Annotated in this window: 17 protein-coding genes, 1 pseudogene and 1 riboswitch; of the genes and pseudogenes, 5 read left to right on the top strand and 13 right to left on the bottom strand. The window is 72.1% G+C overall.

The window, feature by feature from the left end; genetic code table 11:
* Positions 1–243 precede the first annotated feature (243 nt).
* The 3 genes from PS467_RS30315 to PS467_RS30305 all read right to left on the bottom strand — a co-directional run bounded on the left by PS467_RS30315 (position 244) and on the right by PS467_RS30305 (position 4,279).
* On the bottom strand, positions 244–1,038 hold the full coding sequence (locus PS467_RS30315; protein ID WP_311037868.1) for a M23 family metallopeptidase: 795 nt from the start codon (positions 1,036–1,038) through the stop codon (positions 244–246).
* A gap of 14 nt (positions 1,039–1,052) precedes the next feature.
* A riboswitch (cyclic di-AMP (ydaO/yuaA leader) is annotated at positions 1,053–1,216 on the bottom strand.
* A gap of 283 nt (positions 1,217–1,499) precedes the next feature.
* Positions 1,500–2,882: a M16 family metallopeptidase gene (locus tag PS467_RS30310; RefSeq protein WP_432280763.1), complete on the bottom strand. Its 1,383-nt coding sequence runs from the start codon at positions 2,880–2,882 to the stop codon at positions 1,500–1,502.
* A 20-nt stretch (positions 2,883–2,902) separates the two neighbouring features.
* Positions 2,903–4,279, bottom strand: coding sequence for a M16 family metallopeptidase (locus tag PS467_RS30305; RefSeq protein WP_311037867.1), 1,377 nt, complete (start codon positions 4,277–4,279; stop codon positions 2,903–2,905).
* A gap of 317 nt (positions 4,280–4,596) precedes the next feature.
* Here PS467_RS30305 and PS467_RS30300 point away from each other — a divergent pair, with 317 nt between their 5' ends.
* Entirely contained in the window at positions 4,597–7,050 is a 2,454-nt protein-coding gene (locus PS467_RS30300; RefSeq protein WP_311037866.1) for a DNA gyrase/topoisomerase IV subunit A, read from the top strand.
* A gap of 514 nt (positions 7,051–7,564) precedes the next feature.
* Here the strand turns inward: PS467_RS30300 and PS467_RS30295 are convergent.
* Positions 7,565–7,969: an SEL1-like repeat protein gene (locus tag PS467_RS30295; protein WP_311037865.1), complete on the bottom strand. Its 405-nt coding sequence runs from the start codon at positions 7,967–7,969 to the stop codon at positions 7,565–7,567.
* A 208-nt stretch (positions 7,970–8,177) separates the two neighbouring features.
* Between PS467_RS30295 and PS467_RS30290 the strand changes: the two genes are divergently transcribed.
* The 3 genes from PS467_RS30290 to PS467_RS30280 all read left to right on the top strand — a co-directional run bounded on the left by PS467_RS30290 (position 8,178) and on the right by PS467_RS30280 (position 11,752).
* A complete protein-coding gene (locus PS467_RS30290) occupies positions 8,178–9,155 on the top strand; it encodes a ferredoxin family protein (protein WP_311037864.1) in 978 nt (325 codons plus the stop codon).
* A gap of 228 nt (positions 9,156–9,383) precedes the next feature.
* Positions 9,384–11,054 carry an ATP-binding protein gene (locus PS467_RS30285; RefSeq protein ID WP_311037863.1) on the top strand — a complete coding sequence of 557 codons (1,671 nt, stop codon included), beginning with the start codon at positions 9,384–9,386 and terminating at the stop codon, positions 11,052–11,054.
* Positions 11,051–11,752 (top strand): response regulator, encoded by a 702-nt coding sequence (locus PS467_RS30280; protein WP_268974837.1) that lies wholly within the window; start codon positions 11,051–11,053, stop codon positions 11,750–11,752. Before PS467_RS30285 ends, PS467_RS30280 begins: the two co-directional genes overlap by 4 nt.
* A gap of 26 nt (positions 11,753–11,778) precedes the next feature.
* Here the strand turns inward: PS467_RS30280 and PS467_RS30275 are convergent, their stop codons facing one another.
* The 3 genes from PS467_RS30275 to PS467_RS30265 all read right to left on the bottom strand — a co-directional run bounded on the left by PS467_RS30275 (position 11,779) and on the right by PS467_RS30265 (position 16,212).
* On the bottom strand, positions 11,779–13,377 hold the full coding sequence (locus PS467_RS30275; RefSeq protein ID WP_311037862.1) for a monocarboxylic acid transporter: 1,599 nt from the start codon (positions 13,375–13,377) through the stop codon (positions 11,779–11,781).
* Entirely contained in the window at positions 13,374–13,862 is a 489-nt protein-coding gene (locus PS467_RS30270) for a DUF485 domain-containing protein (RefSeq protein ID WP_432280652.1), read from the bottom strand. Before PS467_RS30270 ends, PS467_RS30275 begins: the two co-directional genes overlap by 4 nt.
* A 226-nt stretch (positions 13,863–14,088) precedes the next feature.
* Positions 14,089–16,212 (bottom strand): DNA gyrase/topoisomerase IV subunit B, encoded by a 2,124-nt coding sequence (locus PS467_RS30265; RefSeq protein WP_268974835.1) that lies wholly within the window; start codon positions 16,210–16,212, stop codon positions 14,089–14,091.
* A gap of 442 nt (positions 16,213–16,654) precedes the next feature.
* On the opposite strand from PS467_RS30265, the gene PS467_RS30260 reads away from it, so the two are divergent.
* On the top strand, positions 16,655–16,885 hold the full coding sequence (locus tag PS467_RS30260) for a DUF7455 domain-containing protein (protein ID WP_268974834.1): 231 nt from the start codon (positions 16,655–16,657) through the stop codon (positions 16,883–16,885).
* A 186-nt stretch (positions 16,886–17,071) separates the two neighbouring features.
* Here the strand turns inward: PS467_RS30260 and PS467_RS30255 are convergent, their stop codons facing one another.
* From PS467_RS30255 to PS467_RS30230, 6 genes and pseudogenes are all read right to left on the bottom strand, one after another.
* Complete coding sequence (locus PS467_RS30255) at positions 17,072–17,902, bottom strand: S1 family peptidase (RefSeq protein ID WP_311037861.1); 831 nt, start codon at positions 17,900–17,902, stop codon at positions 17,072–17,074.
* A 208-nt stretch (positions 17,903–18,110) separates the two neighbouring features.
* Complete coding sequence (locus PS467_RS30250; RefSeq protein ID WP_311037860.1) at positions 18,111–19,676, bottom strand: RNA polymerase sigma factor; 1,566 nt, start codon at positions 19,674–19,676, stop codon at positions 18,111–18,113.
* Positions 19,677–20,258: 582 nt separating this feature from the next.
* The gene (locus PS467_RS30245) at positions 20,259–21,209 is read right to left on the bottom strand and encodes a FadR/GntR family transcriptional regulator (RefSeq protein WP_311037859.1); all 951 of its coding nucleotides are present in this window, start codon (positions 21,207–21,209) and stop codon (positions 20,259–20,261) included.
* Between the two features lie 1,930 nt (positions 21,210–23,139).
* Positions 23,140–23,547, bottom strand: a pseudogene (locus PS467_RS42200) (ATP-binding cassette domain-containing protein); the annotation flags it as partial.
* Between the two features lie 154 nt (positions 23,548–23,701).
* The gene (locus PS467_RS30235) at positions 23,702–24,463 is read right to left on the bottom strand and encodes an NUDIX hydrolase (RefSeq protein ID WP_268974829.1); all 762 of its coding nucleotides are present in this window, start codon (positions 24,461–24,463) and stop codon (positions 23,702–23,704) included.
* 312 nt (positions 24,464–24,775) lie between these two features.
* Complete coding sequence (locus tag PS467_RS30230) at positions 24,776–26,281, bottom strand: DUF4192 domain-containing protein (RefSeq protein ID WP_311037857.1); 1,506 nt, start codon at positions 26,279–26,281, stop codon at positions 24,776–24,778.
* Positions 26,282–26,296 lie beyond the last annotated feature (15 nt).

Below are 26,296 nucleotides of genomic sequence, written 5' to 3'. Positions count from 1 at the left end.
AACCTCCGCCTAAACGCCCGCGAAACGCACCCATTGAACACGCGTTGAATACTCTATTCCAAGCGGACGCCATTTCCGATGGCGGGGAGCATTTCATGGATATTTTTTGGTCAGCGGCGGCTTGGGGTGACGGTGGCTGGGGCGGCGACGGCTTGGGGCGGCGGGCGGCGGTGCGCACGCCGAAGGCCCCGTCCGGCGGACGGGGCCTTCACGGAATGCTCGCGGTGTTCCGGGAGCAGGCGGTCAGACGTTGACGCCGTGCGAGCGCAGGTACGCCAGGGGGTCGATGTCCGACCCGTACTCCGCGCTGGTGCGGGCCTCGAAGTGCAGATGCGGTCCGGTGACGTTGCCGGTGGCGCCCGACAGGCCGATCTGCTGGCCCGGGGTCACCTTCTGGCCCACCGAGACGCCGATCGACGACAGATGACCGTACTGGGTGTAGGTGCCGTCGTTCATCTTGATGACGATGTTGTTGCCGTAGGCACCGCCCCAGCCCGCCTCGACGACCTCGCCGGAGCCCACGGCGTGCACCGAGGTGCCGGTGGAGGCGTGGAAGTCGATACCGGTGTGGGTGCCGGAGGACCACAGACCGCTGGACGCCTGGTAGGCCGTGGAGACGTAGGAGCCGCTGATCGGCGCCACGAAGGTGTTGAGGCGCTTGCGCTCGGCCTCGCGCGCCGCGCGCAGCTTGGCATCGCGCTCCGCCTTGGCCTTCTTCGCCGCCGCCTCCGCCTTCCTGGCGGCCTCCTGCCGGGCGACGGCCTCCGCCTTGGCCTTGGCGGCGGCCTGCTCGGCGGCGGTCTCCTGGGACTGCGCCTGGGCCTCGATGTGGTCCGCGATCCCGTCGCCGATCACGATCGCCTGGGTCAGACCGGTCTCGTGGGAGGAGGGGCCCTCGTCGGCCGCGAACGCCTGTCCGGCTATCCCGGCGACGACTCCCGAAGCGACCGTGGTGATGCCCGCGATGTTCGCGCCGGTGCGCAGGCCGGGTTTGCGGGGACGACGGTGCTTCCCGGTGGCGGTACGGGTGAACGCCATGGTCTGGCGCACTCCTTTCCTTCCTTCTCGCCTACCGGGTTAGCTGACGGGTTCGGAGCAGGAAGGTCTCCTACGAGCCCCTCCCCCACCGGGGAAGGCGCCCGATTCACCCCAGGGGACGTGTTGGGTCCCCGGCTCCCCTGGCTCGCGCCGTACGGGGACTCGGCGATGACTGTCCGTGCCGCGGATGCGGCGGGTCGCTGGCGAACAGCCGGATTGACGCTAAACGGGCCCGCTTTCGATCACCAAACGGTTCCGGTTTTTTGTTGCTCTCCCCACAAACCAAACACGTAGTCACTCCCACAAATCGGGCATTAAATCGGGCATGAAGGAAGGACCCCGGCACCCCCTTGGGGCCGGGGTCCTTCCCGCACCGGATCGCGGACCGGCTCATCGGCCGCATCGCCGGCCGGACGGTCCGTCAGTCGTCGGGCCGTCAGCCGACGAAGCGTCAGGCCGGCTCAGCCGGAGATGACGCGCACCTCGCCGATGCCCAGCGCCCTGACCGGCTCCTCGATCGCCGAGGCGTCGCCGACCAGCACCGTGACCAGCCGGTCCGCCGGGAAGGCGCTCACCACCGCCGCCGTGGCCTCCACCGTGCCGGTCTCCGCGAGGCGGGCGTAGAGCTGCGCCTGGAAGTCGTCCGGAAGGTGCTGTTCGACCTGGTCGGCGAGGGTGCCCGCGACGGCCGCCGCCGTCTCGTACTTCAGCGGCGCGACGCCCACCAGGTTCTGCACCGCGACATCGCGCTCCTCGTCCGTCAGCCCTTCCTCCTTCAGCGTGCGCAGCACCTTCCAGAGGTCCTCCAGCGCGGGGCCGGTGACCTCGGTGGCCACCGAGCCGCTGATCGCCAGCATCGCGGCGCCCGAGGAACCGCCGGAGGGCGCGGGGGGCGCGGAGCGCAGCACCTGGCCGAAGGCGCGCACCCCGTAGGTGTAGCCCTTCTCCTCGCGCAGCACACGGTCGAGGCGGGAGGTGAGGGTGCCGCCCAGGCAGTAGGTGCCCAGCACCTGCGCGGGCCAGACGCGGTCGTGGCGGTCGGCGCCCACGCGCCCGATGAGCAGCTGGGTCTGGACCGCGCCCGGCCGGTCGACGATCACCACGCGGCCGGTGTCGTCCGCGACGATCGGAGGCACCGTGCGCGGCACGGCCGCCCCGCCCGTCCAGGCGCCGAGGGTGTCGGCGAGCGCCCGGTCGAGGTCGACGCCGCCGAGGTCGCCCACGATGACGGCGGTGGAGGTGGAGGGCCGGACATGCGCCTCGTAGAAGGCCCGCACGGCCGCGGCGTCGATGCCCTCGATGGTCTCCTGGGTGCCTTGCCGCGGCCGGGACATCCGCGACGCGGCCGGGAAGAGGTCGGCGGAGAGGGCCATCGAGGCGCGGCGGGCCGGATTGGCCAGCTCATGGGGGATCTCGTCCAGCCGGTTGCGCACCAGCCGCTCGACCTCGCCGTCCGGGAAGGCGGGGGCGCGCAGCGCGTCGGCCAGCAGACCGAGCGCCTTGGGCAGCCGGGAGGCCGGAACCTCCAGGGAGACGCGGACGCCGGGGTGGTCGGCGTGCGCGTCCAGCGTGGCGCCACAGCGCTCGAGCTCGGCGGCGAACTCCTCGGCGTCGTGCTTGTCGGTGCCCTCCGACAGGGCGCGCGCCATGATCGTGGCGACGCCGTCGAGCCCGGCCGGCTCGGCGTCCAGCGGCGCGTCCAGATTGATCTCGACGGCGACGACCTGCTGGCCGGGGCGGTGGCAGCGCAGCACGGTGAGGCCGTTGGCCAGCTCACCGCGCTCGGGCGCCGGGAACGCCCACGGCTTGGGGGCGCCGCCCTTCGGCTGCGGGTGGAAGGTCATGGTCGCGGTGACGGCGTCGCTCACTGGGCCGCCTCCCCTTCTGCGTCGGTCTCGGCGGCTTCGTCGGCGTCGGTGTCGGCTGCGTCCTCGGCGCCCTGGACGGGCTCGTAGACCAGCACGGCGCGGTTGTCGGGGCGCAGCCGCGCGGCGGCCACGGCCCGCACCTCCTCGGGGGTGATGGCGAGCACCCGCTCCACGGCGGTCAGCGCCAGCTGCGGGTCGCCGAAGAGCACCGCGTACCGGCAGAGCTCGTCGGCGCGGCCGCCGACCGTGGCCAGCCGGTCGAGCCACTCGCGCTCGATCTGCGCCTGTGCGCGCTCCATCTCCTGCGGGGTCGGCCCCTCCTCGGCGAAGCGGGCCAGCTCCTCGTCGACGGCGGCCTCGATGGCGGGCACCTCGACACCGCCGGAGGTCTTCACGTCCAGCCAGCCGAGCGAGGGGGCGCCCGACAGCCGCAGCAGGCCGAATCCGGCGGCCACGGCGGTGCGGTCGCGGCGCACCAGGCGGTTGTGGAGCCGGGAGGACTCCCCGCCGCCGAGGACGGTCAGCGCCAGGTCGGCGGCGTCGGCCTCACGGGTGCCGTCGTGGGGCAGCCGGTAGGCGGCCATCAGGGCGCGGGCCGGGACCTCCTCCTCCACGACCTCGCGCAACTGCCCGCCGATCACGTCCGGGAGCGTGCCGTCGCGGGGCGGCCGCTTGGCGTCGTGGGAGGGGATGGAGCCGAAGTACTTCTCGATCCAGGCGAGCGTCTGCTCGGGGTCGATGTCGCCGACGACCGACAGCACGGCGTTGTTCGGCGCGTAGTAGGTGCGGAAGAACTCCCGCGCGTCCTCCAGGGAGGCCGCGTCCAGGTCGGCCATCGAGCCGATCGGGGTGTGGTGGTACGGGTGGCCCTCGGGGTACGCCATGGCCACGAGCTTCTCGAAGGCGGTGCCGTACGGGACGTTGTCGTACCGCTGGCGGCGCTCGTTCTTGACGACGTCGCGCTGGTTCTCCAGGCTCTCCTCGTCCAGCGCGGTCAGGAGGGACCCCATCCGGTCGGCCTCCAGCCACAGGGCGAGCTCGACCTGGTGGGCGGGCATGGTCTCGAAGTAGTTGGTGCGCTCGAAGCTGGTCGTGCCGTTGAGCGAGCCGCCGGCCCCCTGCACCAGCTCGAAGTGGCCGTTCCCGGTGACCTGCGCCGAGCCCTGGAACATCAGGTGCTCGAAGAGGTGGGCCAGACCCGTGCGCCCCTTGACCTCATGACGTGAGCCGACGTCGTACCACAGACAGACCGCGGCGACCGGGGTCAGATGGTCCTCGGAGAGCACCACGCGCAGGCCATTGGCCAGCCGGTGCTCGGTCGCTTTCAGGCCGCCGGAACCGGCCTGCTGCGTGGCCGTGTGACCCATGGGCATGTACGTCCCTTCCATCGCGTGATGAGCGCGTGCCAGCCGCTTGCGCAGCGCTTCTGTCACTGTATGCAAGCGCACGGACATCTGGCGAAGTTCCGGTCCGTTCCCATCCCCCCGAACCGTTTCCGCGAACCGTTTCCGCGATCCCTCGGACGCCGGACCGGCCCCTCCGCGAAGGGCCGTCACACCAGGGTGCCGGGCACGGTCCGCGGGCCCGTCCCGGCCCCGGCCACCCCGGGCCGTTCCACACTTGTCGGCGGGCCGGGCCACAATGGTCGGCGTCAGATCCCTCATCGGCAGTTGAAGGAGCCGCAAGCGCGATGGCCCGCCGCCGCACCAAAACCCCGCCGCCGGACGACTTCGAGGAGCGCATCCTCGACATCGACGTCGTCGACGAGATGCAGGGCTCCTACCTCGAGTACGCCTACTCGGTCATCTACTCGCGCGCGCTGCCCGACGCCCGTGACGGGCTCAAGCCCGTGCACCGCCGCATCCTCTACCAGATGAACGAGATGGGGCTGCGCCCCGAGCGCGGGTTCGTGAAGTGCGCCCGTGTCGTCGGTGAGGTGATGGGAAAGCTCCACCCGCACGGCGACGCGTCGATCTACGACGCGCTGGTGCGCATGGCGCAGCCGTTCTCCATGCGCCTGCCGATGGTCGACGGCCACGGGAACTTCGGCTCGCTGGGCAACGACGACCCGCCGGCGGCGATGCGGTACACCGAGTGCCGGATGGCGTCGGCGACCTCGCTGATGACCGAGTCGATCGACGAGGACACGGTCGACTTCGCACCGAACTACGACGGCAGTGAGCAGGAGCCCGTCACCCTCCCCGCCGCCTATCCGAACCTGCTGGTCAACGGCACGTCCGGAATCGCGGTCGGCATGGCGACCAATATGCCGCCGCACAACCTGGGCGAGGTCATCGCCGCCGCCCGCCATCTGATCAAGCACCCGGGCGCGGATCTCGACACCCTGATGCGGTACGTACCGGGGCCGGACCTGCCGACCGGCGGCCGGATCGTGGGCCTGAGCGGCATCCGGGACGCCTACGAGACGGGGCGCGGCACGTTCAAGATCCGCGCCACCGTGGCCGTGGAGGACGTGACGGCCCGCCGCAAGGGTCTGGTCGTCACCGAACTGCCCTTCGCCGTGGGCCCCGAGAAGGTCATCTCCAAGATCAAGGACCTGGTCGGCGCGAAGAAGCTCCAGGGCATCGCGGACGTCAAGGACCTCACCGACCGTGAGCACGGGCTGCGGCTGGTGATCGAGATCAAGAACGGCTTCAACCCCGAGGCCGTGCTGGAGCAGCTCTACAAGCTCACACCGATGGAGGAGTCCTTCGGCATCAACAACGTGGCGCTGGTGGACGGCCAGCCGCTCACGCTGGGGCTGAAGGAGCTGCTGGAGGTCTACCTCGACCACCGCTTCGACGTGGTCCGGCGGCGTAGCGAGTTCCGCCGCACCAAGCGGCGCGACCGGCTGCACCTGGTCGAGGGTCTGCTGGTGGCCCTCCTCGACATCGACGAGGTCATCCGCATCATCCGGCAGAGCGAGAACGCGGCGGAGGCCAAGCGGTCGCTCATCGAGCGCTTCGGCCTCTCCGACATCCAGACGCAGTACATCCTGGACACTCCGCTGCGCCGGCTGACCAAGTTCGACCGGCTGGAGCTGGAGTCGGAGCGCGACAGGCTCAACGCCGAGATCGAGGAGCTGACCCGGATCCTCGACTCCGACGCCGAGCTGCGCAAGCTGGTCTCCGGCGAGCTGGCCGCGGTGGCCAAGAAGTTCGGCACCCCGCGCCGCACGGTGCTGCTGGAGTCCTCCAACGCACCGGTGACCGCGGTGCCGCTGGAGGTCGCGGACGACCCCTGCCGGGTGCTGCTGTCCTCCACCGGGCTGCTGGCCCGCACCGCCAACGGCGAGCCGTTCCCCGGCGAGACGAAGGCCAAGCGCGCCAAGCACGATGTGATCGTCTCGGCGGTCCCGGCCACGGCCCGGGGTTCCGTGGGGGCGGTGACCTCGGACGGGCGGCTGCTGCGGCTCTCGGTGATCGACCTCCCGATCCTCCCGGAGTCGGCCGCGTCCCCCAATCTGGCGGGCGGGGCGCCCATCGCCGAATTCCTCTCGCTGGAGGACGGCGAGGAGCTGATCTGCCTCACCACCCTGGACGAGTCCTCACCAGGGCTCGCGATCGGCACGGAGCAGGGCGTCGTCAAGCGCGTGGTCCCCGACTACCCCGCCAACAAGGACGAGTTGGAGGTCATCAGCCTCAAGGAGGGCGACCGGATCGTGGGCGCGGTGGAGCTGCGCACCGGCGAGGAGGACCTGGTCTTCATCAGCGACGACGCCCAGCTGCTGCGCTACGCGGCGAGCCAGGTGCGGCCCCAGGGCCGCGCCGCGGGTGGTATGGCGGGCATCAAGCTCGGCTCCGGCGCCAAGGTGATCTCGTTCACGGCCGTCGACCCGGCGGGCGACGCGGTGGTCTTCACGGTCGCGGGGGCCAGCGGCACGCTCGATGACTCGGTGCAGCAGTCGGCCAAGCTCACCCCCTTCGACCAGTACCCGCGCAAGGGCCGGGCCACGGGCGGGGTGCGCTGCCAGCGGTTCCTGAAGGGCGAGGACCGCCTGGTCCTGGCCTGGGCGGGCGCGGCACCGGCCCGCGCGGCGACGGCGAGCGGAACCCCGGCCACGCTGCCGGAGATCGACCCGCGCCGGGACGGCTCGGGTGTGCCGCTCACCAAGCCGGTGGCGGTGGTGGCCGGGCCGGTGTAGCCCGGACGAGCACGACGAGCGCGCAGGGGCGCGGCACCGCGAGAGTGCCGCGCCCCTGGCCGTTCCCGGCCCCGCGCCGTCCGCGCCCTCGGCCCTGCCGCGTCCGCGCCCTCGACCTCGGTCCCCCACTGCGCCGTTCATGTCCGGGTCCGGGGTTCGCTCCGGACCACGCCGTCCACACCCGCGCCCCCGCCCGGCGCCGTCCACGCCCTCGACCCTGCCGCGTCCGCGCCCTCGGCCTCGCTCCCCCACCCGCCGTTCGTGTCCGGGTCCGGGGTTCGCCCCCGGACCACGCCGTCCACACCCACGCCCCCGCCCGGCGGCGTACGCGCCCTCGACCTCGCTCCCCCACCGCGCCATTCGTGTCCGGGTCCGGGGTTCGCCCCGGACCGCGCCATCCACACCCGCGCCCCCGCCCGGCGCCGTCCACGCCCTCGACCTCGCCCCCGAACCGCCATCCGCCGCCCCGGCCCGCCTCGTCCCCCGGACGGCGTAAGGGCCGCGGAAACCGCCCTCAGTGGCCGCTGCCGTTGCGTCGGGCGCGCATCTGCTGGAGGGCGAGGCGCGCGCCGGCGTGTCCGCGGTCCGCCGCCCGGCGGAAGTGCCGCTCCGCCTCGCCCACATCACCGAGGTCCAGGTGGAGGGTGCCGAGCACCACCATGGCCTGGATGTCACCCGTCGCGGCGGCCTTGCCCAGCCAGTGGACCGCCTCGGCGTACGCGCCCCGCTTGCCCAGCACGATGCCGTAGACGGTCATCCCCCGCGGATCACCGGCCTCGGCCGCCTGACGGGCGAGCGGTTCGGGAATCGGCCGCCCCTCGTCGTAGGCCGCCCTCACTTTCGCCGTCAGCGCGGGATCCAGCGAACGCGCCGCGCGTCTGTCCCGGCGTCTGCGCCACCGCGCCCATAAGCCGCCCATATCCGCCCCCTCCGCCCCCGGGGCGTCATTGTCCCGCCCGCTCCCATCCCATGGAACGGCGGTACGCGACGGATACCCAGCCGGATACGGGCCGGATACGGACGTGATACAGGCGCATGCGGGCGAATGCGGGCGGATACGGCCAGTTGCCTCTCCCCCTCACGGCTCCGGCGGGCGTTCTCGATCAAGAGAGGTTAGGCTAACCTTCGTGAGCACGTGCACGACCGCCTCCCGCGACCTGTCCGAGCCGCTCGCCGGGACGGCGGCCACCGCCTCCACCTGGCTGCTGGTGGAACAACCCGGCCCCTGGGGCGCCGAGGCCCTCACCGCCAGCCGTCTGGACGCGGCCGTCGGACGCGCCCTGGAGCGCGCCGCCGAGACCACCGGCGTGCGGGTCGCGCTGATCCGCCGCCCCGGCCGCCACGCCGATCTGCACACCGGCGCCCGGCACCGGGTGTTCGTGGCGCACACCGGGCCCGGCCGCTCCTGGATCCGTACCACTGCCCTGGACGACCCCGCACGGCTGCTCGGCCTGGACTTCGCCGCGCTGGGCGCGGGCGACCCCGCCGGGCTGACCCTGCGCCCCCACGACCCCACGGCCTGGGAGGAGTACACCGGCGACCCGCTGGTGCTGGTGTGCACCAACGGCAAGCGCGACCGCTGTTGCGCCCTCCTCGGCCGCCCGCTCGCCGGTGAGCTGGCCGCCTCCGGGGTTCACGGCACCTGGGAGATCACCCATATCGGCGGCCATCGCTTCTCCCCCACCCTCGTCGTGCTGCCGCACGGCTACACCTACGGCCGCGCCACCGCGCAGGGCGTCAAGGACGTCATCGAGGCGCTGCGGCACGGCAAGGTCGTCACCGACGACTGCCGTGGCCGCTCCACCTGGGAGCGCCCCGGTCAGGCGGCGGAGCTGGCCGTCCGGGAGATGACCGGTGAGGACGGGGCCGACGCGCTGACCGTCGCGAGGGCCGAGGGCGGGGCCCCGGTCTGGACCGTGACCGTCGCGCACCGCGACGGCCGGGCCTGGCGGGTGAGCGTCGCACAGGTCGCCGAGACGCCGCCGCGGCCGCAGAGCTGCGGCTTCCCGCTGGGCTCCCCGGCCCGGATGGAGGTCATCGGGATCCGGGCCGCCCGGCGGCGGCCCGCCTCCGGCGTACGGGCGATGGCCGCCGGCCACTCCTGAGCCCGCGCCCTGCCCCGGAGTACCCGGCCCGCGTTCCCCGGCCTCTGCCCGTAGCGCCCCGAACCGCCGCCCCCGGGCCCGCGTGCGGCACCCAGACCGCCGTTCCCGGCCCCACACCCACAGGACCCCAGCCCAACCTCCCCCAGGCCCGGACCACCCTTCCCCGGCCCCGCGCTCCGGGATCCTGCCGGGGCTCCCGCGGGCTGCCCTTGGTTACCCTTCGTTGCCATGAGCGCCGCGATACCGCCGGGGCCGGCAGCCACGGCCACCAGGTGGCGCATCGGCTGGCCCCGACGCGTCTTCTCCCAGGTCCTGCTGATGCAGCTGGCCATCGCCACGGGGGTCACCGTGCTCGCGACCGGCCTCTTCCTCGCGCCGCTCAGCGACCACCTCGACGACCAGGCCATGCGCCGCGCCCTGGCCATCGCCCAGACCACGGCCGCCGAGCCCCGGCTGGCCGAGGCGCTCCAGCACACCCGGCCCAGCCCCGACGGACCGGTGCAGACCGAGGCGGAGCGCATCCGCCTCGCGACCGGCGCCGAATACGTCGTGATCATGGACCGGCGCGGGGTGCGCTGGTCGCACACCTCCCCCGACGAGATCGGGAAGCACGTCTCGACCGACCCCACCGCCGCCCTCGGCGGCCGGGAGATCATGGAGATCGACGAGGGCACCCTCGGCCGGTCGGCCCGCGGCAAGGTCCCGCTGCGCACCGGGAACGGCCGCATCGTGGGCGCCGTCTCGGTGGGCATCTCCTACGAGAGCGTGCGCGCCCGGCTCGTCGCCGCCGTCCCCGAGATGCTCGCCTACGCGGGCGGCGCGCTCGCCGTCGGCGCCCTGGCGGCCTTCCTGGTCGCCCGCCGGCTCCAGCGACGCACCCATGACCTGGCCTTCTCGGATATCTCCGCACTGCTCGCCGAGCGCGAGGCGATGCTGCACGGCATCCGGGAAGGCGTCGTCGCCCTCGACGCCCACGGCCGTATCCGGCTGCTCAACGACGAGGCGCAGCGGCTGCTGGATCTGCGCGCCGAGGACACCGGGCAGCCGCTGGAGGCGGTGCTGCCCCCGGGCCGCACCACCGATGTGCTGGCCGGCCGGGTCACCGGCGCCGATCTGCTGACCGTCAGCGGCGGCCGGGTGCTGGTGGCCAACCGGATGCCGACGGACGACGGCGGTGCGGTGGCCACCCTGCGTGACCGCACCGAGCTGGAGCGGCTGGGCCGCGAACTGGACGGCACCCGCGGGCTGATCGACGCCCTGCGGGCGCAGGACCATGAGCACGCCAACCGGATGCACACCCTCCTGGGCCTGCTCGAACTCGAGCTGCACGACGAGGCGATGGAGTTCATCACCGAGGCGATCGGGGTGCACCGGGCCACCGCCGAACAGGTCACCGAGCGGGTGCGGGATCCGCTGCTGGCCTCCCTGCTGGTCGGCAAGGCCACGGTGGCCACCGAGCGCGGGGTGTCGCTGTGCGTCGCCGAGGACAGCCTGCTGCCCAACCGGCTGGTGGATCCACCGGGTCTGGTGACGATCGTCGGCAATCTCATCGACAACGCCGTGGACGCGGCGGCCGGTTCGCCGGAGCCGCGGGTCGAGGTGGCGCTGGGCGCGGACGACCGCACGGTGCTGCTGCGGGTCTCCGACACCGGCCCCGGAATCCCCGCCGACCGGCGCGATGTGGTCTTCACCGAGGGCTGGTCGACCAAGCAGCCGCCCGCGCACGGGAAACGCGGCATCGGGCTCGCGCTGGTCCGCCGCCTCGCCGAACGCCAGGGTGGCAGCGTACGCGTGTCCGACCGCGAGGGCGGGGGCGCGGAGTTCACCGTCGTCCTCCCCGAGGCGCTGGCCGAACAGCCGGCCGGGACGCCGCCGACCGCGACAGGAGAGTCACGATGACCCATCGAACCGGACCGGACGGGCCCCTGGAGGTGCTGGTCGTGGACGACGACGTCCGGGTGGCCCGGGTCAACGCGGCGTACGTCGGGAAGGTGACCGGTTTCCGCGTCGCGGGGCAGGCGCACACCGCCGCCGAGGCGCTGGCCTTCCTGGCGGGCACCCCCGTCGACCTGGTGCTGCTCGACCACTATCTGCCGGACGAGACGGGGCTGGCGCTGGTGCGGCGGCTGCGGCAGCTCGGCCACCACACCGACGTGATCATGGTGACCGCGGCCCGCGATATCGCGACCGTCCAGGCGGCGATGCGCCACGGCGCGCTGCAATACCTGGTCAAACCGTTCACCTTCGCGGGGCTGCGCGCCAAGTTGGAGGGTTACGCGGCGCTGCGCCGTGCGCTCGAGGACGGCGGGGAGGCGGGGCAGGACCAGGTGGACCGGATCTTCGGCGCCCTGGGCGGCGCCTCGGCCGGCCCCACCGAGCTGCCCAAGGGCCACTCGGCGCTCACCGCCGACCTCGTACGGGAGGTGCTGCGGGGCGCCGAGGGCCCGCTGTCGGCACAGGAGGTGGCCGAGCGCTCCTCGCTCAGCAGGCAGACCGCACAGCGCTATCTCAAGCTGCTGGAGCGCACCGGCAGGGTGCGGCTCAGCCTCAAATACGGCGAGACCGGCCGCCCCGAGCACCGCTATGCCTGGGTCTGAACCCCGCCCTGCCCCCGGTCCGCCCGTCAGGCCGCGCCCGCCCCGGTGAGGGCCCGCACCTCCGTCTCGGCGTGCTTGGCGGCATGCCCGGGGGCGGGCGCGAGTGAGGTGACCGTCCCGAGCCAGCCGGCGATGAAGCCGAGCGGCACCGAGACCAGGCCCGGGTTCCGCAGCGGGAAGAGGTGGAAGTCCACCCCGGAGCAGATCGCGTCCGGGCTGCCGGAGACCACCGGGGACAGCACCACCAGCACCACCGCCGGGAGCAGTCCCCCGTACACCGCCCACACCGCGCCGCGCGCGGTGAACCGCCGCCAGAACAGCGAGTACAGCAGCACCGGAAGGTTCGCCGAGGCCGCGGCGGCGAACGCGAGCCCCACCAGGAACGCGACATTGAGGTCCTCGGCGAGCAGCCCGAGCCCGATCGCGGCCGCCCCGATGCCCACCGCGGCGATCCGCGCCACCGCCACCTCCCCGCGCGGTGTGCGGTCCGTCCGCCGGCTCAGCGCGCCGTAGAGGTCATGGGCGGCCGAGGCGGAGGAGGCGAGGGTGATCCCGGCGACGACGGCGAGGATAGTGGCGAAGGCGACGGCGGCGACGACCGCGAACAGCACCGTGCCCCCGGTCGATCCGGCGCCCCCGCCGAGGTCGAGCGCGAGCAGCGGAACGGCCGTGTTCCCGGCCGCGTCGGAGGTCCGTACGGCATCGGTGCCCAGCACGGCGGCCGCGCCGAAGCCGAGCACGATCGTCATCAGGGAGAAGCCGCCGATCAGCCCGATGGACCAGATCACCGACCGGCGGGCGGCACGGGCGGTGGGCACGGTGGACAAGCGCGTAAGGATGTGCGGCAGCCCGGCGGTGCCCAGCACCAGGGCCAGGCCGAGGCTGACGAAGTCCAGCCGGGCGGTCCAGTCACCGCCGTAATGGAGCCCGGGGGCGAGGAAGTCCGCGCCGTGTCCGCTGTTCCGCGCCGCGGTGCCGAGCAGCGCGTCGAGATCGCCGTGGAAGCGGATCAGGACCAGGGCGGTCAGCGCGATCGCCCCGGCCATCAGCAGGACGGCCTTCACGATCTGGATCCAGGTCGTGGCACGCATCCCGCCCAGCGCCACGAAGATCACCATCAGGGTGCCCACGCCGATCACCGTCCAGGCGCGGGCGCGGCCGCCCGTCTCCCCGATCAGCAGGGCGATCAGACTGCCCGCGCCGACCATCTGGGCGACGAGGTAGAGCACGCAGACCGTGATCGAGGAGACGCCCGCGGCGATCCGGACCGGGCGTTCCCGCGTCCGGGCGGCCACCACATCGGCCAGGGTGAACCGGCCGCAGTTGCGGACCAGTTCGGCGACCAGCAGCACCACCAGCCAGGCCACGAAGAAGCCCACGCAGTACAGCACCCCGTCATAGCCGAAGAGCGCGACGAGTCCGGAGATCCCGAGGAAGGAGGCGGCGGACAGGTAGTCACCCGCGATGGCGAAGCCGTTCTCCACCGGGGAGAACAGCCGCCCGCCCGCGTAGAACTCCTCCGGGGAGCCGTACCGTCTGCGCCCCGCCCAGGTGGTGATCCCCAAGGTGGCCGCCACGAAGGCGCCGAAGAGCAGCAGCGCCAGGCTCTGGTGATTCCCGGTCACCGCCGGTGCCCCCGCATCATCTCCTGCGTCACCCAGCGGAGTTCGAGCGCGGCCCGGTCCCGGCGCAGCCGTGCGTGCCGGGCGTAGGCCCAGGCCAGGAGGAAGGTGGTGGCGAACTGCGCGAGCCCGGCGAGCATCGCGACGTTGAGGGTGCCCACGACGGGGCGGGCCATCAGGCCGGGGGCGGTGGTCGCCGCGACGACATACGCGAGGTACCAGATGAGGAACGCGGCGACCGCCGGGAACACGAACCGGCGGTGGCGTCGGCGCACCTCCTGGAAGGCTGCGCTGCCGTGCACCTTCGTATAGACCTCCGCGGCCGTATGAACGTCTTCGGCCGGACCGGTCTCTCCGGCGGCGGGCGGACGCGTGCGCCGGGGTCCGCTGTCCGTGTCGTCCGGCTCGGCCCAGCCGGACGCGAGCGTGTCGTACCACGGATCGTCCAGCCGCGCGGCTCCCGTGTCGCGCGCGTTGTGCATGTCCACCCGAACACTCCTCGTTCACTGCCGCCTTCGCCGCGTGCCCAAGGATGGGCAGATCAGAAAGATCCAGAACTCTTCACTACCGGACGTTCACCCCATCAGGTGAGTCAGGTGATGAACGGCCCGGAACCGGCATGTCAGGAGCGAGCCGGCGGGGAAACGCCGGCGGGGGTCTCCCCACCCCGGGTTGAGGGACCCCCGCCGGACCGGCCGGGCCGGCCGCCGCGCGTCAGACGTCGATGCGCGACCGGTCCAGGGTCGCCGCCGAGTTGGAGATAAACTCCTTACGGGGCGCGACCTCATTGCCCATGAGCAGGTCGAAAGCGCGCTCGGCGGCCTCCAGGTCGCTGATGTTGATGCGCCGCAGGGTGCGGTGGCGCGGGTCCATCGTGGTCTCCGCGAGCTGGTCGGCGTCCATCTCACCGAGACCCTTGTAGCGCTGGATGCCGTCCTTGTAGCGGATCTCCCGGCGCTGGAGGTCCAGCAGCGTCTCCTGGAGCTCCTGGTCGGAGTAGGTGTAGAGGTACTTGTCCTGCCCCCGCTTGGGGTTCACCAGCTCGACCCGGTGCAGCGGTGGCACCGCCGAGAAGACCCGCCCCTGCTCGACCATCGGCCGCATATAGCGCTGGAAGAGGGTGAGCAGCAGACAGCGGATGTGCGCACCGTCGACATCGGCGTCGGCGAGGAAGATCACCTTGCCGTAGCGCGCCTGGTCGATGTCGAAGGTCCGGCCCGATCCGGCCCCTATCACCTGGATGATCGCGCCGCACTCGGCGTTCTTGAGCATGTCGGAGACCGACGACTTCTGCACGTTCAGGATCTTGCCGCGGATCGGCAGCAGCGCCTGGAACTCGGAGTTCCGGGCGAGCTTGGCCGTGCCCAGCGCCGAGTCCCCCTCGACGATGAACAGCTCGCTGCGGCCCACGTCGTCGCTGCGGCAGTCGGCCAGCTTCGCGGGCAGCGAGGAGGACTCCAGCGCGGTCTTACGGCGCTGCGCCTCCTTGTGCTGGCGGGCCGCGATGCGCGTACGGGCCGCGGCCACGACCTTCTCCAGAACGGCGCGAGCCTGCTGCTTGGCGTCCCGCTTGGTGGAGGTCAGGAACGCCTTGAGCTCCTTGGAGACCACATTGGCCACGATCCGGGAGGCCGCCGAGGTGCCCAGCACCTCCTTGGTCTGGCCCTCGAACTGCGGCTCCGCCAGCCGGACGGTCACCACCGCCGTCAGGCCCTCCATGGCGTCGTCCTTGACGACGTCGTCCTCGGCGACACGCAGCAGCTTGGTGGTGCGCAGCGCCTCGTTGACCGTCCTGGTGACCGCGCGCTCGAAACCGGCGACATGGGTGCCGCCCTTGGGAGTCGCGATGATGTTGACGAACGACTTCAGGGTCGCGTCGTAGCCGGTGCCCCACCGCAGCGCGATGTCGACGCCCAGGTCGCGGGTGACCTCGGTCGGCGTCATGTGGCCGCGCTCGTCGAGGACCGGGACGGTCTCCTTGAAGGTGCCCTGCCCGGACAGCCGCAGCACGTCGCAGACGGCCTTGTCCTGGGCGAGGTACTCGCAGAACTCGCTGATCCCCCCGTCGTAGCGGAAGGTCTCCTCGACCGGCCCCTCCCGCCCCTCCAGGGCCCGCTCGTCCCGGACGACCAGGGTCAGCCCCGGCACCAGGAACGCGGTCTGCCGCGCGCGGGCGTACAGCGTCTCCAGGGAGAGCTTGGCGTCCTTGAGGAAGATCTGGCGGTCCGCCCAGTAGCGGATGCGGGTGCCGGTGCGGGTCTTGGGGACCCTCTTGCCCTTGAGGAGGCCGCTGGACGGGTCGAACGGAGCGTCCGGCCCGGACTCGGTGAAGATCCCGGGAACGCCGCGGCGGAAGCTGATCGCATGGGTCTTGCCGTCGCGGTCCACCTCCACGTCGAGACGGGCGGACAGCGCGTTCACCACGGAGGCACCGACGCCGTGCAGACCGCCGGAGGCCGCGTACGAGCCGCCGCCGAACTTTCCGCCGGCGTGCAGCTTCGTCATCACGACCTCGACGCCGGACAGCCCCGTCTTGGGCTCGACGTCCACCGGGATGCCCCGGCCGTTGTCCCGCACCTCCACGGAGCCGTCGTCGTGGAGGAGTACCTCGATGCGGTCGCAGAAGCCACCGAGGGCCTCGTCCACGGAGTTGTCGATGATCTCCCAGAGGCAGTGCATAAGGCCACGGCTGTCGGTCGAGCCGATGTACATGCCAGGGCGCTTGCGCACTGCCTCGAGCCCCTCGAGGACGAGAAGGTGCCGCGCGGTGTAGTTGGAGCCGCCCCGGTCTGCTCCGGTCAGCAGCGCAGTGGACGGCACGGACGTGTCGGCGGTCACGCGGTTCGCTCCTCGCTGAATTTCTGGTTGGCCCGGCTGTGGGCACGATGGTGGCATGGTCGCCCGTCAGAGCGTACCGAGGCTTGATAGAGCCTTTGTGCCGCCACCCGTTGAAACGTCCATGCTAGTCGCACCGGCCACCGTCTCGCTCGTACGTTCGATACCTCACAGGGGGTGCCGCACGAATCACGTTCCCTTTCAGGCATGAACCATTTAGGCTCCGGGCACGTCCTCATTCACAACCGGCAACCCGGCCGGGAGGGCAAATCAGACAATCGACGCGAAACAGCAAAGCTAGGCAATACGGCTCATTCGCCGCCAAACGTCACCATCCGGCCTACTCAGAAGCAATTTTTGAGAAAAAGCCACGAGCGGGAACGATTTCAGGCTGGTTGGATGTTGACCCTGGTACGACAGCTCGTCGAGCTAGAGAAGAGGCGACGTGACTACTGTTCTGACCCCCGCGAGCCCGCTGACGGCCGCTGACCGCTGCGACCGCTGCGGCGCCCAGGCATACCTGCGCGTCGTGCTGATCAGCGGCGGCGAACTGCTCTTCTGTGCCCACCACGGGCGCAAGTTCGAGCCGGAACTCAAGAAGATCGCCGCGGAAATACAGGACGAGACCGAGCGGCTCACCGCCACTACGGCGTCCGCGTCCGACGACGAACGCTGACGCCTCATACCCACGACGACGAGCGACGCCGGCCCAGGGCCGGATCCCGGGCGGTCTGCCCCCGCAGTGGGGCGGCCGCCCATGCTCGTATCGTGGGCCCTCAGCAAGGCCCCCGGGCCCTCCGGGTCCCGCTCCGGGCTCCTCCTCCGTCCGGGGCTCCATCCACCACTGCCCCGACGCTCCGCGTCAGCCATGGGCGGCCACCAGACCGGCCACCGCCGAGATCCTCGTATAGACACCGGGCCGTCCCGCCACCGCGCAGCCACTCCCCCAGGACACCAGACCCACCAGCCGCCCCTGGACGACCAGCGGGCCTCCGCTGTCCCCCTGGCAGGCGTCCCGCCCGCCGTCCGGCAGCCCTGCGCAGACCATGGACCGCGCATCGTAGTCCCCCTCGGCGTTGCCCGGATAGGCGGTCTCACAGACGGTGTCGGCCAGCACGCGCACCGCGGCGGTGCGCAGCGTCGCCGCATAGCTGCCATCGCCCCCCGTATCGCCCCAGCCGTAGATCGCGGCCCGTCCGCCCGGCCGGTACGCCGGGTCGCCCTTGCCCGCCATGGGGATGGTGTAGGCCGCCGGCAGCGCGACCCCCAGGGTGAGCACCGCGATGTCCCCGGCCCTGTTGTCGCTCTCGTAGGCCGGATTCACCCAGATTCTGGCCAGCGGGTACTCCCGCCCGTCGGCCTTCCGTAGATCATTGCGGCCGACGATCACCCGGAGATCCCGCACCTCGCGCCAGTCCATGCCGAGCACCCCACGGCTCAGACAGTGGGCCGCCGTGACGACCGTCGTGGGGGCCACCACCGCTCCGCCGCAGAACTGGCCCGACCGCTTCCCCCCGAAGAGCGCCCGGCTGGCCACGGCCGCCGTCCAGGGCGCCTCGACCGTACGGGCCGGATGCCCGCCGATCACGACACGGTCGGCCGACGCCGGAGCGGGCGCGGTGAGCACCATCGCGAGCGCGACGACCAGCGGTACCGCCAGGACGACGAGGAGCGAGCGGGGCGAGGTACGCATGCAGCCTCCTGACCGTACGGAGCATGTCGCACACACAGCGTTACCCCGTCCGGCGAGAACCGCATCCCGGGTGAGCCAAGTGGGGAGACGGGCCACATGGGGAGCGGAGCGCCGGCGCAGCGCGAAGGCCGGGCCCCCTCAAGGGCCCGGCCTTCGCGCTGTGCCGCTTCCGATACGCGGCGGTCACCCGCCGGTCGCCGGTGGCGTATCAGTCCAGGTAGTCCCGGAGGACCTGGGAACGGGACGGGTGGCGCAGCTTCGACATCGTCTTGGACTCGATCTGGCGGATGCGCTCACGCGTCACGCCGTAGACCTTGCCGATCTCGTCGAGGGTCTTCGGCTGGCCGTCGGTGAGGCCGAAGCGCATCGAGACCACGCCCGCCTCGCGCTCGCTGAGCGTGTCGAGCACGGAGTGCAGCTGCTCCTGGAGCAGGGTGAAGCTGACCGCGTCGGCCGGGACGACGGCCTCGGAGTCCTCGATGAGGTCACCGAACTCGCTGTCGCCGTCCTCGCCCAGCGGGGTGTGCAGCGAGATCGGCTCACGGCCGTACTTCTGGACCTCGATGACCTTCTCGGGGGTCATGTCGAGCTCCTTGGCCAGCTCCTCCGGAGTGGGCTCACGGCCCAGATCCTGGAGCATCTGGCGCTGGACACGCGCGAGCTTGTTGATGACCTCGACCATGTGCACCGGGATACGGATGGTGCGGGCCTGGTCGGCCATGGCCCGGGTGATCGCCTGGCGGATCCACCAGGTGGCGTACGTGGAGAACTTGTAGCCCTTGGTGTAGTCGAACTTCTCGACGGCGCGGATCAGACCGAGGTTGCCCTCCTGGATGAGGTCCAGGAAGAGCATGCCGCGGCCCGTGTAGCGCTTGGCCAGGGAGACCACCAGACGGAGGTTGGCCTCCAGGAGGTGGTTCTTGGCGCGGCGGCCGTCCTCGGCGATGATCTCCAGCTCGCGCTTGAGCTTGGGGGCGAGCTTGTCGGAGTTGGCGAGCTTGTCCTCGGCGAACAGACCGGCCTCGATGCGCTTGGCGAGCTCGACCTCCTGCTCGGCGTTGAGCAGCGGGACCTTGCCGATCTGCTTGAGGTAGTCCTTGACCGGGTCGGCCGTGGCGCCGGCGGCGGCGACCTGCTGCGCGGGGGCGTCGTCCTCGTCCTCGTCGGACAGCACGAAGCCGGCGTTCTCCGGCTCGCCCTCGGCACCCTCGGGGCCCGGCTTGCCCGGTGCCTCCTCGATGACGTCCTCGGCCTCGAGGAGCTCGTCGGTGACGTCCTTCTTGGCGGTGGTCTTCTTCGCGACCGTCTTCTTGGCTGCGGTGGCCTTCTTGGCGGCCGTCTTCTTGGCCGTGGCCTTCTTGGCGGCGGCCTTCTTCGCGGGGGCCGCGGCCTCACCGACCGAGGCACCGCCGGCGTCCGCCGAGGGAGCGGCCGGGGCGGCGGGGGCCTTCTTGGTGGTGACCGTCTTGGCCGCGACGGTCTTGGTGGCGGTGCGCTTTGCCGGGCTCTTCGCTGCGACGCTCTTGCGGGTGCGCTTGGGCGCCTCTGCGGCACTGACCATCAGCGTCACACCCTCCTCGTCGAGGATCTGGTTGAGGCTGCGCAGTACGTTCTTCCACTGGGTTGGCGGAATCTGGTCAGCCTCGAAGGCCCGGCGCACATCGTCGCCGGCGATCTGCCCCTCAGCCTTTCCCCGTTCGATGAGCGCCATGACAGACTCCGACTCGGCGATCTCCGGCGGGAGCGTACGGGATGTGCTGGCCGACACGAACAACCTCTCGGAACGTTGGAAACGGCTTCCGGCTCAGTCCGCTGGGGACCGGAGCCGACGACCGCCGGCAGGGATGAACCGACGGCGCGGGCGGAGTGCGGAGGAGTACAGCGTTGCGAGCGACATCCGTATTCCCTCCGCGGCTGCCACCTCTTTAATCATCGCGCTGCCCCAAAGAGCGTTACGCCCAATACTCGTGGCCCGAGTCACACCCCATAACGGTCTAATTGCCCATCCAACGGGACAGAAAACTCCGAGTCGCGCATCGAGTCGTCCATCGAGTCCCGCATCGAGCCCTGCATCGCGCGGTGAACCGAGCCGTGGACCGGGTCATGGACCGAGTCGTGGGCCGAGTCGCGCATCGAGTCATGGACCGAGTCGTGAACCGACGAGAGCCGCGCGGTGGCGACCCATCGATCGCGCCGCGCCGCCGAACCCGCGGCGCGGGATCCGGCGACGCCCTCTCGTACGCCGTACGGCATCCATGGGGCCGACCTTCGCCGCCCACTGGCCCGCCGCTTTGCCGTACGCCGCACGCCGCACGCTCCGGACGCCCGGCGGTCCGGGCACCGGACGCGCCGCGGATCAGTGCTCGCGCGGCGCGGGCACCCCGACCTCGGCATGATCGAGATCCGGGTGGACGGTCAGCAGCTGGCGCATCGCCGCCTCGGCCGCCGCGGCGTCGCCCTCTCCGATCGCCTCGACGATCCGGCGATGGTGGGCGACTCCCGCCTCGCTGAGGCGGTCGCAGCCGGAGACCGGGGCGCCGGAGACGTGGAGCGCGGCGGCGACGATGCCCGCCAGGTGCTCCAGCATCCGATTGCCCCCGACCTGGAGCAGCAGCGCGTGGAACTCGGCGTCGGCACGGGAGAAGGTGAGGGTGTCGCCCTGGGTCAGCGCATGGCTCATGATCTCGACCATGTCCGCGAGTCGCTGCTGCAGCTCCTCCCGCCCGTGCCCGGCGGCGAGACGGGCGGCCAGCGGCTCGATGGTCCAGCGCAGCTCACACAGCTCGCGGCGCTGATCGTCGCGCTGCGGGCCGAAGGCGCGCCACTCGATGATGTCCGGGTCGAGCAGATTCCAGTCACTGACCGGGCGGACCCGGGTGCCCACATTGGGGCGGGCGCTGACCAGGCCCTTGGCCTCGAGAACGCGCAGCGATTCCCGAACGACGGTGCGGGAGACCTCGAAGCGCTGGCCGATCTCCTCGGGGACGAGCGGGCGGTCCGCACCCAGGTCGCCGGAGACGATCATCTGGCCCAGCTGCTGAACGAGTTGGCCGTGCAGCCCGCGGCCCCGGTTGCCGGCCGCACGCCGGCCCACCCGGCCGATCTCCGCCTCAGCACCGTCCCAGGAGGGGGCGCTGCCGCGGTCGGCGCCGGGGGCTTCGGCGTAGGAGTAGCGATCAAGCTCGCCCGAACCGGCCAGGCCGGAGTCGGCGGGGCGAGCCGCGGTCATCGTGGTGTGCGCAAGGGTACTCACGCATCCTTTGTCGGCGACGCCTCGGAAGCCCTTGAGGTCTTTGGTGAAAAGCACACGAAAGGGTGATCGCCCATTACCTCATAATTGACGCTCAATCGGACAGAAAGATGCATTCTTCGGGGAGTTGCGAGCAGTTCGCGCGAGAGCGTGCGAAACCGCCTCGAGCGTGATCCACTGGCTCCGCTGGGGCCGGCGCCCGGCCCGGTCCATGGGCGCTGCCGTTGGGTGCTGTCGGCGGGTGCTACTGGCGGGTGCTCCTGCCGCGCAGGCCGGTGAGGGCATAGGCGCACAGCAGGACGGCGACCGACAGCATCAGGGCCTGTCCGACCGGCTGGGACGCGAGCCGCAGCGCGACCGCAAGCCCTCGGTCGATCATGGAAGGCGGCCGGTCCAGCGTCGCCGCGCGCAGCCGGTGCGACAGCATGACCAGCGAACGCAGCGACGGGTCCTGCGCCGCATGCTGGACGACGGGCACCGCGAGGATCGGCACGGCGAGCAGAGTGGCCAGCCCCAGCGCGGTGGACCGGAAGACTCCGGCGGCGAGCAGCCCGGCCCACGACGAGCCGATGGCGAGCCCGAAGACGCTGGCCATCAGCTCGGGCCAGTCCCCCGGCAGCGGTACGGCGCTGCCGCCGACGAGCGTCAGGAGCGCCGCGCTGTCGAGCACGATGACGCCGAGCGACAGCAGGATCGCACCGGCCGCGCACACCACGAGCTTGGCGGCCAGCAGACCGAGCCGGCGGGGCACCGCGTCCCGGGTCGCGGCCAGCGCCGGATAGCGGAACTCGTCGCCGAAGGCGAGGGCCCCCACGAGGCCGGCCGCGATGGCCACCGGAGGCAGCGGGAGGTCTGCGGGCCAGCCGGTGAGCCGGTGCAGCTCCCCGACACCACCCGCGCGGGCGAGCAGGACGGAGGCGATGAAGGAGGCGACGATGGAGGCGACACCGATCAGCCAGCCGGTCCGTACGCCGATGGCGCGGCGCACCTCGTAGCGCATCGGCCAGGCGGGACCGGGGAATCGGAGCCTGGGGAGCAGGCGGGCCGGGGGTGCCTCGGGGTCGCGGGCGCGGGCGCCCGCGGAGGTCCCGGGCCCCAGGTCGGCGGACTCCTCGACCAGCCGGTGGACCACGATGCCGTGGCGGTAGGCGGTCTCCCCGACGGAGGCGGGGGACAGACCGTAGACGGAGATGTGGGTCTCGTCGTCCCGCACCACGGAGAACGGGTCGGCGAGCGCGGCGACCGCCTTGTCCTCCTCGGCCTCGGCCTGGGCCCGCGCTCCGACCGCTCCGGCTACTCCGGCTCCTTCGGCACCGGCAGGGGCGGGGACGGAGGGAGACACCGGAGCGGCCTCGCCCGCCTTGGTCACCGTGTCTTCCGTGGCAGCCTGGTCTTCCTTGGCTACCCCAGCGGCTTCCGCGGCGGCCTTCTTCTCTCCGGTTCCGGCCGCGACGCCCCGGGCGGCGGACCTGGCCTTCCTGGTCCTGCGCCAGATCCTCTTCTTGACCTTGACCCCCACCTCGGCGCCCTCGCGCTTGACGAGGCCGCCCGCGTCGGCGACGTCGGACTGGGCGGTATCGGCCTTGGCCGCCTCGGCCTTCTCGAGCTCGGCCGCCATCCGGGACGCCTCCTCCGCCGCCCGGGCCTCGGCCAGCTGCCGGGCGGCGTGGACCTCCTCCTCCAGGATGGCGGCGAGCCGGCCGACGAGCGGCGAGTGGACCACGACTCGGGGGCGCAGCCGGGTGCGGGCGAACTCGTCCACCGGCTGATCGGCCACCAGCCGGCCCGACTCCAGGGTGAGCACCTGGTCCGCGAGGCGGACGACGCCCTCGGCGTCCTCGGCGGTGACGAGGACGGCGCCGCCCTGGGCGGCGAATTGACGCAACAGCCCGTAGAGCCAGGTGGTCTCCCGGGCCGAGAGGCCCCGTGCGGGCTCATCGAGGATCAGGGTGTGCGGGTCTCCGAGCAGAGCGACGGCGATACCGAGGCGGCGCTCCGCCCCGGTCGACAGATCACCGAGACGCTCGTCCGCCAGATCGGTGAGGCCGACCACGTCCAGCACGACATCGGCGCGCGTGGCGGGAACCCCGGCCGCGGCGCCGAGCATCCTCAGATGCCCCCGCACGGTGCGGCCCGGGTGGCCGGGGACGTCCTCGAGGAGAACGCCGATCTCATGAGCCGGGCGCCGGATGCGATGCAGGGGACGGCCCCGGAAGAAGGCGGAGCCATGGCCCCGGTCGAGCTGCAACAGAAGCCGCAGCGCGGTGGTCTTGCCCGCGCCAGGGCCGCCGAGCAGTGCGGTGACCCGGCCCGCCGGGGCCTCGAAGGTGAGGTCGTCGACGACGGGCGGTTGGTTGCGGCGGGGGGTGCTGGTCAGTCCGGTGGCCTGGATCATGGCTTCTCCCGCGGGGCATGGAACCGCTCGATGGCACGTGGGGACTGGTGGCGTACCGGAGCACGTTAACCCGCTATGTCCTATTTCTTCGGTAGATACCCCTCCTATGGAACCGTCGTGTCATGGCTCGTCACACCTCGGGATGGAGCATGGGTCACACCTCGGGACGGAGCATGGGCGGGTTGAGCAGCGTCGCCCCTCCGGCCCGGAACAGCTGTGCGGGACGGCCGCCCTGACGAGTCGTCGTACCGCCCGTGGGCACCAGGAATCCCGGGGTGCCGGTGACCTTGCGGTGGAAGTTACGGGGATCCAGGGCCACACCCCACACCGCCTCGTACACCCTGCGCAGCTCGCCGACCGTGAACTCCTGAGGACAGAAGGCGGTGGCCAGCGAGGAGTACTCGATCTTGGACCGGGCGCGCTCGACCCCGTCCGCGAGGATGCGGGCGTGGTCGAAGGCGAGCGGGGCGGCCAGATCGCTGTCGCGACCGAAGGCCCCGTCCTGGTCGAGCAACGTTTCGACCGGGGCCCAGCGCACACTGTGCGCGTCGCCTCCGGCCCGGGGCGCGGGCAGGTCAGGGGCGAGCGCGAGGTGCGCCACGCTGACCACACGCATCCTGGGGTCCCGCTTCGGGTCGCCGTACGTGGCGAGCTGCTCGAGATGGGCGGCGTTCGGAGGAGCCGGGAGCGTGGGGTCATGTGCGAGCAGCCCGGTCTCCTCGATCAGCTCCCTGGCAGCGGCGGCGGAGAGGTCCTCATCGGGCCGAACGAAACCACCGGGCAGCGCCCACCGCCCTTTGAAGGGTGGCTCCCCGCGGCGGACCGCCAGCGCACACAGCGCATGCCGCCGCACGGTGAGCACGACCAGATCAACGGAGACGGCGAAAGCCGGAAAAGCCGACGGGTCGTAGGGCATGACGCGAATCATAGTCGTCTGCCTGACGATAATCAGGCGCTTGAGCATGATCACTGATGTTCGAGAAATCGCTCTCTCAAGCATTCGCCCGCACGTTTCCCGCACCTCCTTCCGAGTCCCCCGAGCCACCCCACGTCCCGGCCCACCGCTCACCACCACCACCACCACGCGGCCGGCCACTGTCCACCGTCCACCGCTCCAGAGCATCCGCCCCACCCGCCGACCGCCCACCATCCACCTCGGGGCCTCCGCATCGACCCGCCCTGTGGCCGCCCACCGCTGGTGCCCGAGGACACGCTCGGCCGGTCCGGGTCAGCCGCGGCTGCGCGCTCCCCGTCCACCACTCCTGCGACGGGTACGCGGCCGCCCTTCCGGACGGCGCCTGCCACCCGGGGCGCTCGCCTGCGCAGGGCCGCCTTCGCCACCCGGGCTCGCTGTGCCGCTCGGCCGCCCTCGCTCCGGTCGCCGCTCCTCCTGGCCTCCCCCGCCTTTCCCCTCCGCCGGCTGCTCCGCCGCCCCTGGGTCGCAGGACCTGGCGTGAGCGGCGGGCTCGACATCAGAGGCGGGCCCGGCCGGCTCAGCCGAATCGGCCGGGCCGGCTGTTCCGGCCGCTTCGCGGACTTCCACCGGCTCGGCGGCCTCCAGGCCGCCGAGCCGCTCCAGCTCCTCGTGCACCGCCGCATGCACGGCGCGATCCGCGCCCTCCCTGCGCACGCATTGGCGCAACAGCTCCAGGCTGACCCCCTCGTTGCACGCCTGGTGCAGCAGCCTGGCGAAGAGATAGTCGGGGTCGACCCGCAGAGCACGGCCGAGCGCCACCCGTGCCGTGAGCTCGTCACCCGTCGACCAGGCGGCCCAGCCCGCCAGAGTGAGCGGCGCCGCCGCATGCTCCCCGTAGGAGCCGACGCAGCGACGGGCCAGCGCGCGCCACAGCCGCAGCGCCGCGTCGGCTTCCACTCCCTCCATCCATCCGGCTGCCCGGTCCCGTGTCCGCCGGTCCTGCAGCGCGATGATCGCCGTGGCCGCCTCCTGGTCGTCGAGCAGCCCGTCATCGCGGAGATCGGCCGAACGGGTGTCGGCGACCGGCGGCGCGGCCCGGAACCGGTCCAGCATCCGGCCCAGCAGACCGAGGGTCTCGGCGCACACCGCCGCGCAGCCACCACCGTCCAGAATCCTCGGCACGAGCTCGGCCCCGGCCGCGTCCAGCGCCCGCTCCTGTTCCTCGGCCCGGGGTGCGTCGAGCGGAGCGAGCCTGGCTTCCATCTCGCGCAGCGAGCCACGCACCTGGACCCCCGCGAACGTCGCCGCCGCGGCCATGACCGAGGTGCCGGGCAGGGCGAGCGGTACGCCTTCCGGCGGGCAGCAGCGCCGGTCGGGACAGACGTAGGACCAGAACCGGCCGTCGGAGATGCACAGCGCCTCGAACACCGGCACCTCCAGCCTGCCGCACGCGGTGCGCAGGCACTGGGCGAGGGGCCGCAGCCGCTCCATCGCCTCCTGCCCGGACTCGCCCTCCGCCGGCTCCTGGCACAGGAACAGGATGAGCCCGTCCGGCCGCCCGGCACGCCGCTCGCTGCCGCTGATCAGGCACTCGGCAAGCTGGTCGCAGACCTCGGGCCACTCCTCGGGAATACGGGGAATGCCGAGCCTCAGCCTGCCGCCGAACCGGCCGCGGGGGCCGTGCAACGCGATCATCACGATGCTGTCGTCCGGCTGGAAGCCCAGGACATAGGGCAGGGCGTCCGCGAGCTCGGCCGGGCTGCGGAGGGTGACCTGCTCTGCGCCGGACAGGCCGGCCGCTTCGTTGTGTCGAGTCATGTCCCGACGGTCCCT

It is taken from the genome of Streptomyces luomodiensis (genome assembly GCF_031679605.1).
Taxonomy (GTDB): domain Bacteria; phylum Actinomycetota; class Actinomycetes; order Streptomycetales; family Streptomycetaceae; genus Streptomyces; species Streptomyces luomodiensis.
Note: the sequence above shows the minus strand (reverse complement) of the source record. Positions and strands in the feature narration are given on the sequence as shown.